This window comes from Streptomyces niveus, from assembly GCF_001723055.1.
In the GTDB taxonomy this organism is placed as follows: domain Bacteria; phylum Actinomycetota; class Actinomycetes; order Streptomycetales; family Streptomycetaceae; genus Streptomyces; species Streptomyces niveus.
In genome coordinates, this window is the sequence record NZ_MDCR01000144.1 from 24,912 (window position 1) to 40,267 (window position 15,356).

Consider the following 15,356-nt stretch of genomic DNA (forward strand, 5'->3'; position numbering starts at 1 on the left):
AACGCGCGAGGAGCAGATATGAACACGCCTGAGCAGGGCGGCCACTTCGACCTGGTCGTCATCGGCGCCGGATCGGGCGTCGGCGTGCTCGACGAGCGGTTCGACGGGCTGAAGGTGGCCATCGTCGACAAGGGTGTCGGGCCACTGCACAAGTACGCCGGCACCTGCCTCAACGTCGGCTGCGTGCCCACGAAGATGCTGGTCCACACCGCCGACACCGCGCAGGCCGCCCAGCACGGCGCCGCGCTGGGCGTGGACCTGGAGCTGCGCGGCGTCGACTGGCAGGCCGCCATGGACCGCCTGGGCCGGCATATCGACCCGGCGTCCGCCTGGTGGCTGGAGGGCCACGAGAAGCGTGCCAACATCACCCTGCACTACGAGGGCACAGCCCGCTTCACCGGTGAGCGCCGCCTCGAGGTGGAGACTGCGGAGGGAACCGTCGAACTCACCGCCGACCAGGTCGTGGTGGCCGCGGGCAGCCGACCGGTGGTGCCGCCGATTCCGGGACTGGCCGAGGTCGGCTTCCTGACCAGTGACGAGATCCGCAGCATGGACCGGCTGCCGCGCCGGATGGCCGTGGTGGGCGGTGGCGTCGTGGCCGCCGAACTCGCGCACGTGTTCTCGTCGTTCGGTGTCGAGGTCACCGTGGTCGAGATGCTCGACCAACTGTTGGCCCGTGAGGATGCGGAGATCGCGCAGCACTTCACTGAACTGGCAGGGCAGCAGTGGGACGTACGCCTGGGCCCAAAAGTGGTGAGCGCCCGGCGCCGCGATGACGGGATCGTGCTGGACCTCGAGGGACCGCAGGGTACGGGAGAGATCGTGGTCGACGAGGTGCTGGTGGCAATCGGCCGGCGCCCCAACTCCGACCTGGTCGATGCGGCGGCCGGAGGTCTGGCCACCCATCCGGACGGCCGGATCCAGGTCGACGAGCAGCAGGCCACCTCGGTGCCCGGCGTGTGGGCGCTGGGTGATGTCTCCTCGAAGTGGATGCGCAAGCACGTGGCGAACGCGGAGGCGCGGACGGTGATGCACAACGTCCTGCACCCGGACGACCTGATCACCACTGACCATCGCTACGTTCCGCACGCGGTGTTCTCCTCCCCGCAGATCGCCGCCGTGGGGCTGACCGAGCAGGAGGCGAAGGCGGGCGGTACGCGCTATGTGGTGGGCCGGGCCACTACGCCGACACCGCGTACGGCTGGGCAATGGAGGACACCACCGGCTTCGCCAAGGTGCTTGCCGACCCTGTCACCGGAAAGCTGCTGGGGGCGCACATCATGGGCCCGCAGGCGTCTACCCTCATCCAGCCGCTGATCCAGGCGATGTCACTGGGTCAGGACGCCCGCTCTGTGGCACGCGGCCAGTACTGGATCCACCCGGCCATGCCCGAGGTCGTCGAGGGAGCACTCAGCAACCTGCCGCTTGAGGGATAAGCGACGTCGGCTGTGCGCGCCTGCACTGCCAGGCCGGCGTCACCGGTGCAGCCGGTGCAGTCCGGAGCTGATCGTGTCGCCGATGTGTGCGCGCAACGTTTCGACGAAACCGTCCGTGTTCTCCTCGCGCAGGCGTGCGACGAGGTCCTCGTGCTCGGTGATGATGTCCTGGCAACGGGCCAGGAGGCTTTCTCCGAGGCTGAAGAGCAGGAAGCGCTGTCGGTCGGCGAGACGGTCGTTGAGCTCCAGCATCACCTGGTTGTCGCCGATCTCGACGAAGCAACGGTGGAAGGCGACGGTCTGCTCGATGAACCGCTTCAGGTCGCCGTCGGCCAGCGCACTCCTGTGCAGGTCGAGGTCGCCTGCCAGCCGGTCCGCGAGGTCGATGCGGCTCTGTGGTGCGGCAGCCGTCACTGACACCGACTCGAGGACGAAGCGAGTGCTGGCGAGATCCCGGGCATCCTTCTCGCTCAGCCCCCGCACCAGCGCGCCCCGCTTGGGATACACGGTGATCCAGCCTTCGTCCTGGAGCCGACCGCGCACACACCCGACCCCGCCCACGCGCAGCGCCGCATCCTGCGCGTTCTGGTCGCCTCCCAGGCCCTGAGCGGCGCCGGCCTCGCAGCCGGTGTCACCGTCGGCGCACTCCTGGCACAGAAGATGCTCGGCTCCACCAGCCTCGCCGGCCTGCCCAGTGCCCTGTTCACCGCCGGATCCGCGCTCGCGGCCGTCGCTGTGGGACGCATCTCCCAGGCCCGCGGACGCCGCCCCGGCCTGGCCGCCGGCTACCTCACCGGCGCCATCGGCTCGGCAGGCGTCATCACCGCCGCCATCCTCGGCACCCCGGTCCTGCTGTTCCTCGCCCTGTTCGTGTACGGCGCCGGTACCGCCACCAACCTCCAGGCCCGCTACGCGGGAGCCGACCTCGCGACACCCGACCGCCGCGGCCGCGCCGTGTCCACCGTCCTGGTCGCCACCACCCTCGGCGGGGTCGCCGGCCCCAGCCTCGCTGCCCCCGCCAGCGCATTCGCCGACCACCTCGGCATCCCCGACCTGGCCGGCCCCTTCCTCCTCTCGGGCCTCGCCTACCTGCTCGCCGCTCTCGTCCTCGCCTGCTGGCTGCGGCCCGACCCCCTGCTGACGGCACGCACCCTGTCCCGGACAGCGACTGCGGAAACCGGTGCGGGACCCACCACGGACGTCACCGACGGCGCCCCGGCCGGCAGCCGTACCGGTGTGGTCCTGGGCGCACTTGTCATGGTGGTCAGCCAGCTCGTCATGGTCGCGATCATGACGATGGCGCCGGTCTACATGCACGACCACGGACATGGATCCACGGCCTCCGGGCTCGTCATCGCCCTGCACATCGGCGCCATGTACCTGCCCTCCCCACTGACCGGCTGGCTCGTCGACCGCTATGGCCGCATGAAGGTCGCCGCGGCGTCCGCGCTCACCCTCCTTGCCGCCGGCCTCCTCGCCGCCGCATCCCCCGCAGACTCGGTCGCGCTCCTCGCCCTCGCCCTCGCCCTGGTACTCCTCGGCATCGGCTGGAACTTCGGCCTCGTGTCCGGCACCGCGATCATCACCGACACCGTCCCCCTCGCCACCCGGGCCAGGGCCCAGGGCCGAGTCGACGTCTTCATCGCCATTGCCGGAGCCACCGGTGGCATGACCTCCGGAATCATGGTGGCTGCCGCCAGCTATCCCGCCCTCGCCCTCCTCGGCGGCATCCTCTCCCTTGCCCTCCTGCCCGCCGTCGCTGCCACCGCCTTCCACCGGTAGACCCGGCACACCTGCCGACAAGGCCAGTTGGAGAACCCGCGTCGGTACCGGCGGCTGAGCCCCGGCAGCCGGTTGTACTTGCCGCGCGTCTGTCCCGTCATGGCAGCACTAGGACACGCTCACGGTATTGGTGCACCGGGTGGCGGCGAGACTGTCGGCGAGGCGCAGAAGGTCGGCTGCCAGAGGGGAGTCCGCGCTCCAGACCGCTTCGAAGGAGATCTGCACCTCGCGCCCCTCATTCACCAGCGGCCGGTGTGGTACGTCGGGTGAGGTGAGCTTGGAGCGAGGAACCATGGCCGAGCCCAGACCCGGCTTGGCCCAGTCCTCCAGGACCTGAAAGCTGACCGCTTCTCCCGCATAGGTGCGCAAGGGCATCTGGTGAGCCTCGAAGAGCTGTGTGGTGAAGGTGGTCAGCCCGCAGGTGTCCGCAACGAGGATGAAGCACTCCTCGCCGGCCTGAGCGAGCTCGAGCGGCTCCTTTACAGCGGCGTCGGGGCCGACGACAACGACCGGCTCCACGTCGACGACCCGGTGCGCGAAGCGCGGCATCGCGGCCACGGCCGGGATGAGGATGATGTCGAGCCGGCTTGCCAGCAGGCAGGCGCGCAGGTCCTGCATGTTCGCCTCGCGCAGTACGAGTTCGCGGGGCGCGGGAAAGTCGCGGACCATCCCGAACGCGCGGGATACCAGACCGGAGCTGATCAGGGGCGAAACACCCATCCGGATCTTCTGCTCACCGGGCTCCGTCAGCCGCCTGTCCTCCGCTCCCACTGCGTCGAGCGCGACCAGCGCCTGCCCGATCAGCGGCAGAATCCCCAGCCCGAACGCGGTCTGGGTCACCCCGCGCGTGGAGCGGTCGAACAGCTTGCCTCCGAGACGCTCTTCCAGCTTCGCGATGCCGTTCGACAGGGCGGGCTGAGTGACCCCGTACGCCCGCGCGGCAGCGCTGAACGACTTGGCCTCCGCGACCGCGTGCGCGTAGCGCAGCCCTTCGAGATTCAAGCGTTCGGTCATAGCCGTCCCCTATATCTGCATTCGCCGATCTCCTCTACCCGGGTCCGGCGTGCCCTGCTTACGGTAAATGTCAGGGCAAGCGAATTGTCATAATTTGAAGGGTCTTGCGTCGCGGGTGCCGCTCGCTCGCAGGTCCGCGACCCGAACTCTGCGCTTTTCGCTGCGCTTTGACCGCATCGGCCGTGCGACCAGCAGGGCATTCCCTGCGCCGCGGATGGCCCTAGCGCTGCGCCCCTCCTGGGCACCGTGAGAAACGAGGTCATGCCATGTCCCAGCACGGCGCCGGCAACTTCCCGATCCGTCACTTCGGCAGTGCCACCACTGTGTTCGAATACGGCGGTCTGCGCTTTCTTACAGACCCCGTCTTCGACCCTCCGGGCACCTTTGACGCCGACGGCGGCACAGTGGTGACCAAGACCGAGGCGCCGAACGGCCACGCCACCGATCTCGACTCCATCGACGTCGCGCTCGTCACCCACGAGCACCCCGACCACCTCGACGCTTCCGGCCGGAGCGTGCTCAGCGGTGTCCCACTCATCCTCACCACGTCCAGCGCCGGACAGGAACTCGGGGGCCGGGTCACGCACCTGAGCGACTTCGAGTCCGCAGAGATCGAACGCCCCGACGGCGGGACTGTCACCGTCACGGCTGTCGGAGCGATCCACGGTCCCGCCCCACGCGAGGACGTCGAGTCCCTCCTCGGCCAGGTGATCGGCTTCGTCCTCACCGGGGAGAGCCTGCCCACCGTCTACATCAGCGGCGACAACGCCTCCCTCGACGAGGTCAAAAAGACCGCCGACCGCTTCGCCCCTGTGGACACCGCCATCATCTATGCGGGTGCCCCGCGCTTTCCCGGCCTCTACGACAACCAGTGCATCGTCCTGGACAGCGCCCAGGCCGCAGAAGCCGCACGCCTCCTCGGTGCCCGCCGTGTCGTTCCCGTCCACTACGACGGCTGGGCCCACCTGACTGAAGGCCGCGCCGAGCTCCAGGCCGCCTTCGCCGCCGCCGGCCTCGCCGACCTCCTCGACTGGCCCCAGACCGCCCGAACCGCCGTCAGCCTGCGCGCCTCGTCGGTCGGGACGCGGCCGGCCCGGACGAAGCCGCCCTGCTACTACGGGCCTTCCAGCGCGGCGAAGGCATCCTGAACGAGCTCAGCGAACTGGCCGACGGTCAGGGGCCCGGATTCCTCGTCGGCGCTCAGGACAAAGAGTGCCCGCAGCGCGGAGACACCTGCCCGGGCTTTCACCGCGGCCTGGAGACGCAGAGCCGCCGCGCCCGGATCCGGTGCATTCGCGCTCAGGCGCTCCCGCAGGGCGTCGGTGACTTGCGCCTCCAGCTCGGCCAGCAGGAAACGGTCGGCGCGTGATTCGGGGCCGAGCCGTACGGGCGGGCCGGTGGTGAAGATGGCGGGCGGGATGTCGTGCTGGGCGGCGAGCTCGAGGACGGCGTTGCGCATCGCTTCGTAGGGGGGCTCGGCAGCGGGCCTCTCGCGCAGCAGTTGGGCGAGGCGGGGGATGAGATCACGGACCTGACCGACGACGAGCGCTTCCTTGGTGGGGAAGTAGCGGAAGAAGGTGCGCTCGCCGACGCCGGCCGCCTGGGCGATGGCGCTGACGGTGGTGTCGGCGTATCCGTGCTCGTCGAAGAGGCGGGCTGCTGCTTCTTCGATGGCCTGCCGGGTCTTCTGTTTGTTCTGCTCGCGGCGTCCGGGGCTTTCCATGGTCGCGATCATCTCTCCGTCCCGCCCAAACAGAAACTGGCAGTACTGCCAGTTTCAGGTAAAGTGGCAGTACTGCCACTTTGCGTGTGCCGGAACCGTGTCCGGCCGTTTCCGATGGAGCACTTCCATGGCCACTCTTCTGTACCGGCTGGGCCGGGCGAGCTTCCGGCACCGCCAGCTGGTGATCGCCGTCTGGCTGGCCGTCCTGGCCGCCGCGATCGCGGCAATGTCGCTGTTCGGCGGGGTGGGTAAGGTGAACGACGACTTCACCATTCCCGGCTCCGAATCCCAGCAGGCCCTCGACATCATGGGCCGGCAGTTCCCTGGGTCAGCGGGCACCAGCGCCCAGCTGGTATTCCGCGCGCCGCCCGGGCACACGGTGACCGAGGCCCACTACGCCCGGGCGATCGACGCCGCTCTCGCACAGGCCGCCAGGGCCCCGCAGGTTGTCGAGGCCACGCCGCCGCAGAAGGCCGGCACCGTCTCTGCCGACCAGCGCGTGGCGGTCGCCCAGGTCTCGTACGCCGTCGTCAAGGACGATCTGCACGCCGGCAGCCTCGATGCGCTCGACGCCGCGGCCCAGCCCGCCCGCACCGCCGGCCTGGACGTCGACCTCGGCGGTGCAGCGCTCGGTGGGGGCGGCGCGCAGCCCGGCGCTCAGGACCTGATCGGTGTCGCGGTCGCCGTGATCGTGCTGGCTATCACGTTCGGCTCGCTGCTGGCCGCGGGGATGCCGCTCTTGAGTGCGCTGGTGGGTGTCGTTGCAGGGGTGGCCGGGGTGCTGGCACTGACCGGCGTCGCCGACATCTCCTCCACCGCCCTCACTCTCGCGCTGATGATCGGTCTTGCGGTCGGCATCGACTACGCCCTGTTTATCGTCACCCGTCACCGCTCCCAGCTCGCTCAGGGCGACGACCCGGAACACGCCGCGGGGCTCGCCGCCGGAACCGCGGGCGGGGCTGTGGTCTTCGCGGGCCTGACCGTCGTCATCGCCTTGGCCGGTCTGTCCGTGGTCGGAATCCCGTTCCTGACCGTCATGGGTCTGTCAGGCGCCCTCGCGGTCGTGGCCGCGGTCGCCGTCGCCCTCACGCTGCTGCCCGCGATCCTCGGATTCGCCGGACACCGTCTCGCGCCGAAGAGCGGCTCTCGGGCCGCACACCGCGAGCAGGCGGCCGCCGCCGGCACCGAGAAGGCCGCCAACGCAGGCGAACGCTGGGTGCGACTTGCCACAGCCAAGCCGTGGCTGACCGTCCTCGCGGTCCTGGCCGCGCTCGGCGCACTGGCCTGGCCGGCGAAAGACCTCACTCTTGCCCTGCCCGACAACGGTTCCGCCCCCGCGCACACCTCGCAGCGCGCGGCGTACGACACAATCGACACGGCGTTCGGGCCCGGCTTCAACGGCCCGCTGATCGTACTGGCGGACACCCGCGGCTCCGACGCCCCCCGGGAAGCTGCACAAGCGATCGCCGGGGACCTCAAGAAGCTCGACAACGTGGCCACCGTTGCGCCCCCGGCGCTCAATGCGGCCGGCAACTACGCGATCATCCAGGTGGTCCCGCAGAGCGCACCCGACACGCGAGCCACCGAAGACCTGGTGACCACGATCCGCACCAAGGAACCGACGATGGCGAAGGAGACCGGAGCCTCGATCCAAGTCACCGGCAAGACCGCGGTGTCCATCGATGTCTCCAGCCAGCTCTCCTCCGCCCTGGTCCCCTTCGGCGCGGTCATCGTCGGACTCTCCCTCCTTCTTCTGCTGGTGGTCTTCCGCTCCCTGGTCGTACCGCTCAAGGCCGCACTCGGATTCCTGCTGTCGATCGCCGCCACCTTCGGCGCCACCGTCACGGTCTTCCAAAACGGCCACCTGCAGAGCCTGATCGGCGCCGACGGCGCCACCCCCATCGCCTCGTTCCTGCCCGTCGTCGTCATGGCCGTACTGTTCGGCCTCGCCATGGACTACGAGGTCTTCCTCGTCTCACGCATCCACGAGACCTACACCCACACCCGGCGCCCCCTCCACGCCATCCACCAGGGCGCCCGCCACAGCGCCCGCGTCGTCACCGCAGCCGCCCTCATCATGGTGTCGGTGTTCGCCGCCTTCGTGCACAGCGAGTCGATGATCCTCAAGCAGATCGCCTTCGCTCTCGCCCTCGGCGTCCTCATCGACGCCTTCATCATCCGCATGACCCTCGTCCCCGCAGTCCTCGCCCTGACCCGGCACGCCGCCTGGTGGCTGCCGGCCTGGCTCCGCAGGCGCCTGCCCGACCTCGACATCGAGGGCGCCCGCCTCACCCAGACCCCCCGCTCCCCGGAAAATGAGAGCCTCGACCTGCACCCGCTCGCACCGGCCGAACGCGGCTGACCCCCAGACCGAAGGGCCCCGCGTGTCGGCGTGCGGGGCCCTTCTCTGCGCTCGTTGTCCATACCCGCGACATGGACGACTTGCATGAGATCCATTGACTGTTTGCTATAGCGGGCGTCATTCTGGTCACATGAGTACAGGCGCCCTCGGCCCCATGGAGACCACATCACTGGCGGACCAGGCTTACCGGCGGCTGCGGTCCGCGATCCGCGAGGGCGTCCTGCGGCCGGGCGAGAAGATCACCGAACGTGATCTCGCCTCGCGGCTCGGGGTCAGCCCCACCCCGATCCGTGAGGCACTGCGTCAGCTGGTGCACGAGAAGGTCGTCGAACGGGCCGGTCCGCGTTCCCTGCGCATCGCCGATCACTCCACGGCGGCCCGCTCCGAGATCGTGGAGGCGGAGGTGCGCCTGTCTGCACTGATGGCTCGCCTGGCAGCACGCAACGCCACCGCCGAGCAGCTCACCGGCCTGGTCGCCCTGCTCACGCAGACCGACCTGATCGTGGCCGACATCGAGAATGCCGTCGCCGCACAGGGCCCGGAAGCCGACGTCGCCGACCAATTGACGGCCGTCTTCCGCAAGTTGCGCCTCTTCCACCACCAAGTGGAGGCATGCGTTGCCAACCCCGTCCTGGAGGGCCTGCTGGCTCAGGCTCGCGCTTTCAGCGACGAGGAACGGCTCGACCTCACCATGAAGATCGTGCCCGAGCGGGGCGAAGCCTTCCGTGCTCGCTACCGCGAGCACCGCGAACTGCTGGACGCCCTCCTGGAGCGGGACGAGGACCGGGCCGAGGAACTCGCCGCACGGCATCACCGCGCCGCGCTGGTCCAGCTTTCCAGCACCTGACCCACCCTCCAGCTAGCTGCCTGTCCGTCATCCGGCGTCGGGACACGCCGACGGAAAATTGGCACCCCTCTTGCTATAGCATGTGGCACAGGAGCCGTTATGACGTCCGATTCCCTGCCCGCCGCCAGCGCGGCCCCGACCTCAGCCCCCGCCCTCAGCGGGCGCATCAATCGCAGCGCGGTGCTGTGGGTGGTTCTCGCCGTCTTCGCGCAGGAAGCGGTCTGGAACTTCTACGACGCCCAGGTCCCCGAGCAGCTGCGGAACTACTTCTCCTCGGCGGGTGTGATCGGCCTGATCATGGGCCTGGACCACTCCTGGGGAATTTTCACCCAGCCCTCAGTCGGATTCTATTCCGACAAACTCGCCCGCCGCCGCACCGGCCGGTGGCCCATCGTGTTGATCGGCGCGGCCATCGCCACGGTGCCGTTCGCCCTCATCCCCTGGGCCACCAACTTGCCGGCCCTGCTGGTGTGCGTGGTGGGATTCGCCGCGGTCGCCAACGCGTTCAAGGGCGTCACCGAGACTCTCGTCTCCGACTACGTGACGCCGGGCAACCGCAGCAAGGCCCAGGGCTTCATCAAGGCCGGCGTGAGTCTGACCATCGTCGTCTCCTCACTGATCAGCCTTCTCGTCGTCGACCGCAGCCTCCACCTCGCCTTCGCCATCCCGCCACTGCTGATGCTGATCATGCTGGGGCTCTCCTGGGCCTTCCTCGGCCGCCGCCACAGCGACACGCTACTGCCCGAGGAACAGACCGCGGACGAACCCGAGTTCACCACCCCCTGGGCCGTGCTCAAAGACGCGCTGCGCTCCCCGTCCAGCCCAACCTTGCTGCTGATGATCGGCATCTTCTGCTTCGCCGGCATGTGGTCCGCGCTGCGTTCCCTCATGACCCCCTACGGCACACAGGTCCTCGGACTGTCGCGCGGCGAGGCCGGCGGCCTGTCCCTGCCCGGCGCCGTCGCCTTCCTCCTGTGCGTGCTGCCGATCGCCTACCTCTCCAACCGGCTCGGCCAACTGCGCGCCATGCGCTACGGAGTTGCCCTGTTCATCGCCGGACTCCTGGTCGGCTTCGCGTGGCCCAGCGTGCCCGGCACGATCGCGTCGATGATCCTCTCGTCCCTCGGGTACGCCTCGTTCGCGGTCAACGCCCTCGTCGCACTGTGGAACCTGGCTCCGTCCCAGAAGGTCCTGGGTACCTACACCGCCCTCTACACGATCGCCTCGGCCTCCGGCATGGCCCTCGGTCCGGCCATCCTCGGCACCACGATCGACTTCACCAGCTGGCGCTACATGCTGCTGAACGCCGCCGTCTTCGCCTGCGTCACCTTCGCCGTCTTCACCCGCCTGGCCCGCCACGCCCCCGACCGCGCAACCGCCTGACTCTTCGACACTCTGCTCCACAACGCGCCTCGAAAGGCACCACCCATGGAACTGCGCATCCTGGCCCCCACAGGCGCCCTCGGCGCCGGATTCGACGCCGACGCCTTCGAACGCGGCGTCGCCGCCCGCCCGGACGTGATCGCCTGCGACGCCGGCTCCACCGACTCCGGCCCCGCCGCCCTCGGCTCCGGCACCCCGAAGCTCTCCGCACAGGCCGTCACCCGCGACCTGCGCCTGCTCCTCAAAGCACGTGACCGGATCGGCGTCCCGCTGATCATCGGCTCCTGCGGCACCTCCGGCCGCGACACCGGAGTCGACTGGGTCGCCGACATCACGCGTACGCTCGCCGCCGAGGAGAACCTGCACTTCAGGCTCGGCCTGATCTACTCCGACCAGCCCGCCGACCGCCTCCAGCACCTCCACGACGCCGGCAGGATCCGGCCGCTGGCCAACGCGCCCGCAATCGACCGGGACTTGTTCGAACGCAGCCACACCGTCGCGATGATGGGCGTCGAACCCATCCAGGAAGCCCTCGATGCCGGCTGCGACGTCATCCTCGCCGGACGGGCCAGCGACACCGCCCTGTTCGCCGCCCTGCCCCACCTGCGCGGATCCGATCCGGGCCTGACCTGGCACATGGCCAAGACCATCGAATGCGGCGCTGCCTGCGCGATCCCGCCCTCCGCGAACGGACTCCTCGTCACACTGCGCGACGACCACTTCGACGTCACCACCCTGGCCGCCGGCAGCCGCCTCACCCCACGGTCGGTCGCCGCGCACACCCTGTACGAGAACGCCGACCCGTTCCACATCGCCGAGCCCTCCGGCGTACTGGACACCACCGACGCCACGTACGAGACGGTCGACGACCAGACCGTCCGCGTGCGCGGTGCTCGCTACCTTCCCGCCGACGGCTACACCAACAAGCTCGAAGGGGCCGAACTCGTCGGCCACCAGACCGTCATCATCGGCGGCGTCCGCGACCGCGTCGTCATCGACACCCTGCCCAAGCTCCTGCCGATGGCCAAGCAGTACTTCGACGCCAAGATCCTCGACGTGTTCGACGGCCACGTCGACCCCTCCGACATCGACATCGACTACCGCCTCTACGGCAACGGCGCCGTCCTCGCCGGCCACGAACCCGACCCGCTCACGCCCCGCGAACTCGGCGTCCTCATCACCGTCACCGCACCCGACCAGGACACCGCCCACGCCATCGCCACCTTCGTCGCCCACGCCAGCAGCCACCTGCCGATCGCCGAGTACGACGGCCTGGTCTCCACGCTCGCCTATCCCTACTCCCCGCCCGAGATGGACCGCGGCCCCCTGTACCGCTTCACCCTCAACCACGTCGCCACCGGCGTCACCCCCACCGAGCTCTTCCGCACCACCACCGAGGAGCTGTGATCCCATGGCCACCCTGCTCGACTACTGCTCCCTCGTCCGCTCCAAGAACGCCGGACCCTTCACCCTCACCTTCGACTTCATGTGCCACGACCAAGGTGCCTACGAGGCGCTCGTCGCCACCGGCTTCCTCAACAAGGACCTGTTCGCCGCGCTCTACGACGCCGACCCCGAACAGATCCTCGTCGTCAACCATCCCCTGGCCCTCGCCGTGAAGGTGTCCCTGCCCCGCCCGACCGTCCAGGGAGACCTGCACGACACCGACTGCTACGCCGGCCAGCAGTACGCCCCCCTCATGGACATGGAGGTCGCCGCGGACTGACGAAGCGCGGTGGCCGGCAGCACAGTGATGCTCGCTCGTGGGGACGGCCACGCTGAGGATGCGACGCCCGCCGTGAGACAAGCGGCGGGTCCATCGGCGTGAGACAAGTTGAAGTCAGCAGGTCACGGTGCTGAGCTATGACATCAGTAGGGAGATCCCACACCGTTGATCACCACCGTGGCGGGCGTGGCGGGCTTGGCGTAGGTGGCGGCGGTTGCCGGCGTGGCGGACGACGAGGTCGTGGGTACGAGGACAGCGGCCAGGGCCGCCGAGGAGGCGAGCAGGGCGCCGAGACGCCGTCGGGTTCTGCTCCGCATCCAGCACTCCCATCACGTATGTGAATGATGTTCATGAACAGGACCATGCGAGCTGTGAGCGTAGAGGCATCCCGACTCCAACGGACAATGCCCCGGACCGGATTCAGGTAGCAGAACCTCCAGAGGAGGCGAGCCTAGACCGCCGGACCGCAGGCCATACCATGACCTGATCTTTTCGACCGGTATCTTTTCGGCCCCGTATTCGGAAGTGGAGCCATCCTGATGAAGCTCGGTGTGCGCTGGACCCTGCACGGCGACGGGCGCACGCCCGCGCCCGGCGCCGTCGTACGCCCCGACGAACGGCTCTCCTGGCCCCGTACGGCCGGACTCGGCGCCCAGCACGTGGTGGCGATGTTCGGCGCGTCGTTCGTCGCGCCCGTCCTGATGGGACTCGACCCCAACCTCGCGATCATGATGTCCGGTGTCGCGACGGTCATCTTCCTGCTGGCCACGCGCGGCCAGGTGCCGAGCTATCTCGGCTGTTCGCTCTCCTTCGTCGGGGTCGCCGCCACCATCCGGGCGTCGGGCGGCGACAGCGCCACCGTGACCGGCGCGGTGTTCGTCGTCGCCGTCGCGCTGTTCCTCTCGGGGCTGGCGGTACGGCGCTTCGGCGCCCGCATCATCCACGCCGCGATGCCGCCGGTCGTGACGGGCGCGGTCGTGATGCTCATCGGGTTCAATCTGGCGCCGGTCTCCGCCAAGACGTACTGGCCGCAGGACCAGTGGACCGCGCTGCTGGTGATGGTGGTCACGGCGCTGGCCGTGGTCTGCCTGCGCGGCTTCTGGTCGCGTATCGCGATCTTCCTCGGTCTGCTCTTCGGCTACGGCGTCTCCTGGCTCTTCGACCGGGTCTTCGGCAAGATCCACTCACCGGCGGGCGGCGCGGAGGCCGTCGACCACTGGCGCCTGGATCTGTCCCTGGTCGGGAAGGCCGACTGGATAGGTCTGCCGGACTTCCACGGGCCGAGCTTCGAGTGGTCGGCGATCCTGGTCGCGCTCCCGGTCGTGATCGCGCTGATCGCGGAGAACGCGGGGCATGTGAAGGCCGTCGGCGAGATGACCGGTGACTCGCTCGACGGGAAGCTGGGCACGGCGATCGCCGCCGACGGCGCCGCCTCGATGCTCTCCACCGCCGTCGGCGGGCCGCCCAACACCACGTACTCCGAGAACATCGGCGTGATGGCCGCGACCCGGGTGTACTCCACGGCGGCGTACTGGGCGGCGGCCGGCTTCGCCCTGCTCTTCGGACTCTGCCCGAAGTTCGGCGCCGTCGTGGCGGCGATTCCCGGCGGTGTGCTGGGCGGGATCACCGTCATCCTCTACGGCATGATCGGTCTGCTCGGCGCGCAGATCTGGATCAACGCCGGGGTGGATCTGCGTAATCCGCTGAATCTGGTGCCGGCCGCCGCGGGCATCATCATCGGAGTCGGCGGGGTGAGCCTGAAGTTCACCGACAGCTTCGAACTCGGCGGCATCGCGCTCGGCACCTTGGTGGTCATCGTCGGCTACCACGTGCTGCGCGCCTTCGCCCCGCCGCATCTGAAGGGCGAAGGACCGCTGCTGGACTCCGGTACGTCGACGTACGACAGCAAGGACTGAGGGTACGGGGAGGACCGAGGCCGTACGGCTCAGTCCTCGGGCAGCTCCACCGGCGCGATCTCGTCGTAGACGTCGCCCGGCCCCGGATTCGTCGCGTCCGTGGCGCCGCCGAAGTGTGTCAGCACACCCCACACGGCGTTGAGCGCGGTCTGTACGGCGCCCTCCGCCCACCCCGCGGTCCACGAGATGTCGTCGCCCGCCAGGAAGATCCCGCGCTTGTCGGCGGGCAGCCGGTCCTGCATGAAATGGGTGAACAGGCGGCGCTGGTAGCGGTAGTGCCCCGGCAGGTTCGCCTTGAACGCGCCCATGAAATAGGGCTCGTTCTCCCATGAGACCGTCACCGGGCTGCCGATGACATGGCTGCGGATGTCCACCTTCGGATAGATCTCGCCGAGCGACTTCAGCATGACCTCCATCCGCTCGTTCGCCGACAGCGGCAGCCACTTCAGGCTGTCGTCGCACCAGGTGTACGAGAGACAGATGACGGCCGGCTTGTCGGGCCCGTTGTCCAGCAGGTAGGTGCCGCGGGTCATCCGGTCGGTGAGCGTCATCGACATCGTGTCGCGGCCGGTCGGGTTGCCCTGGTCGTCGACGGCCTCGTCCAGCCAGAACGGCCGGTCCACCGGCACGAACAGCTTGGACGACTCCATGTAGTGGGTACGCTCCATCGCCGTCCAGTGGTCGATCGGGAAGAGCGAGTCGGAGCAGTCGATCTTCGAAAGCAGCAGCCAGGACTGCGCGGTGAAGACGGCGGCGCGGTAGGTCCGGATGTCCCCCGATGCGTCGGTGACGGTGATCCGGTTGCCCGCCGTGCGGTGCAGCCGGGTCACGGCGCCGCGCGGCTCGCNNAGCCGCCCGTACCGAAGCCGACCTGGCCGAAGATCTCGCGGTGCCGGAAGGACTTGAAGGCCTCGGAGTCGCAGAGGAAGCCGTAGAAGGTCTGGTTGTCGAGCTTCTCCACCAGCCGCGCCCAGATCTCCCGGATGCGCGGCACGTCACGCTCGCGCATGGCGCGGTTCATGTCGGAGAAGTCGGCGCCCTCCTCCAGGCAGGTGTTCCAGGCGGCCATGACGTCGCGGTAGACCTGCGGAAGGTCGTCGATCGTCCGGGCGTAGTGCGACTCGCCCTTGAGGTCCACGACCGTCGAAGGGGTGCCGGGGGCAAGGG

13 protein-coding genes and 2 pseudogenes are annotated in these 15,356 nt (G+C 69.1%); 9 read left to right on the forward strand and 6 right to left on the reverse strand.

Going from position 1 to position 15,356, the window contains the following annotated elements; all coding sequences use genetic code 11:
• Positions 1-18: 18 nt before the first annotated feature.
• Positions 19-1,436: pseudogene (locus BHU15_RS18245) on the forward strand (mycothione reductase).
• Between the two features lie 39 nt (positions 1,437-1,475).
• Here BHU15_RS18245 and BHU15_RS18250 read toward each other — a convergent pair.
• Complete coding sequence (locus tag BHU15_RS18250; RefSeq protein ID WP_069628165.1) at positions 1,476-1,979, reverse strand: GntR family transcriptional regulator; 504 nt, start codon at positions 1,977-1,979, stop codon at positions 1,476-1,478.
• Positions 1,980-2,096: 117 nt separating this feature from the next.
• Here BHU15_RS18250 and BHU15_RS18255 point away from each other — a divergent pair, with 117 nt between their 5' ends.
• Positions 2,097-3,218, forward strand: coding sequence for an MFS transporter (locus tag BHU15_RS18255; RefSeq protein WP_438284966.1), 1,122 nt, complete (start codon positions 2,097-2,099; stop codon positions 3,216-3,218).
• 108 nt (positions 3,219-3,326) lie between these two features.
• Here BHU15_RS18255 and BHU15_RS18260 read toward each other — a convergent pair whose 3' ends face one another.
• Positions 3,327-4,232 (reverse strand): LysR family transcriptional regulator, encoded by a 906-nt coding sequence (locus tag BHU15_RS18260; protein WP_069628167.1) that lies wholly within the window; start codon positions 4,230-4,232, stop codon positions 3,327-3,329.
• Between the two features lie 266 nt (positions 4,233-4,498).
• Between BHU15_RS18260 and BHU15_RS18265 the strand changes: the two genes are divergently transcribed.
• Positions 4,499-5,380, forward strand: a complete 882-nt coding sequence (locus tag BHU15_RS18265; protein WP_069628168.1) for an MBL fold metallo-hydrolase — start codon at positions 4,499-4,501, stop codon at positions 5,378-5,380.
• On the opposite strand, the gene BHU15_RS18270 is transcribed toward BHU15_RS18265, so the two are convergent.
• Positions 5,347-5,967, reverse strand: a complete 621-nt coding sequence (locus BHU15_RS18270; protein ID WP_069628169.1) for a TetR/AcrR family transcriptional regulator — start codon at positions 5,965-5,967, stop codon at positions 5,347-5,349. The genes BHU15_RS18265 and BHU15_RS18270 overlap by 34 nt on opposite strands.
• 115 nt (positions 5,968-6,082) lie before the next feature.
• Here BHU15_RS18270 and BHU15_RS18275 point away from each other — a divergent pair, with 115 nt between their 5' ends.
• The 5 genes from BHU15_RS18275 (at position 6,083) to BHU15_RS18295 (ending at position 12,273) form a co-directional block, all read left to right on the forward strand.
• Positions 6,083-8,317, forward strand: a complete 2,235-nt coding sequence (locus BHU15_RS18275) for an MMPL family transporter (protein WP_069628170.1) — start codon at positions 6,083-6,085, stop codon at positions 8,315-8,317.
• A 130-nt stretch (positions 8,318-8,447) separates the two neighbouring features.
• Positions 8,448-9,164, forward strand: coding sequence for a GntR family transcriptional regulator (locus BHU15_RS18280; RefSeq protein WP_069628171.1), 717 nt, complete (start codon positions 8,448-8,450; stop codon positions 9,162-9,164).
• A gap of 99 nt (positions 9,165-9,263) precedes the next feature.
• Entirely contained in the window at positions 9,264-10,547 is a 1,284-nt protein-coding gene (locus tag BHU15_RS18285) for an MFS transporter (RefSeq protein ID WP_069628172.1), read from the forward strand.
• 45 nt (positions 10,548-10,592) lie between these two features.
• The gene (locus tag BHU15_RS18290; RefSeq protein ID WP_069628173.1) at positions 10,593-11,954 is read left to right on the forward strand and encodes an acyclic terpene utilization AtuA family protein; all 1,362 of its coding nucleotides are present in this window, start codon (positions 10,593-10,595) and stop codon (positions 11,952-11,954) included.
• 4 nt (positions 11,955-11,958) lie between these two features.
• Positions 11,959-12,273 (forward strand): DUF4387 domain-containing protein, encoded by a 315-nt coding sequence (locus BHU15_RS18295; protein ID WP_069628174.1) that lies wholly within the window; start codon positions 11,959-11,961, stop codon positions 12,271-12,273.
• A gap of 143 nt (positions 12,274-12,416) precedes the next feature.
• Here the strand turns inward: BHU15_RS18295 and BHU15_RS40155 are convergent, their stop codons facing one another.
• A complete protein-coding gene (locus BHU15_RS40155; protein ID WP_171908391.1) occupies positions 12,417-12,590 on the reverse strand; it encodes a hypothetical protein in 174 nt (57 codons plus the stop codon).
• Between the two features lie 222 nt (positions 12,591-12,812).
• Here BHU15_RS40155 and BHU15_RS18300 point away from each other — a divergent pair, with 222 nt between their 5' ends.
• Complete coding sequence (locus BHU15_RS18300; protein WP_069628175.1) at positions 12,813-14,189, forward strand: uracil-xanthine permease family protein; 1,377 nt, start codon at positions 12,813-12,815, stop codon at positions 14,187-14,189.
• 29 nt (positions 14,190-14,218) lie between these two features.
• On the opposite strand, the gene BHU15_RS18305 is transcribed toward BHU15_RS18300, so the two are convergent.
• Positions 14,219-15,036: flavin monoamine oxidase family protein (locus BHU15_RS18305; RefSeq protein ID WP_255293141.1), on the reverse strand; the 818-nt coding region annotated here is incomplete at its 5' end.
• A gap of 2 nt (positions 15,037-15,038) precedes the next feature.
• Positions 15,039-15,356, reverse strand: a pseudogene (locus tag BHU15_RS41390) (amine oxidase); the annotation flags it as partial.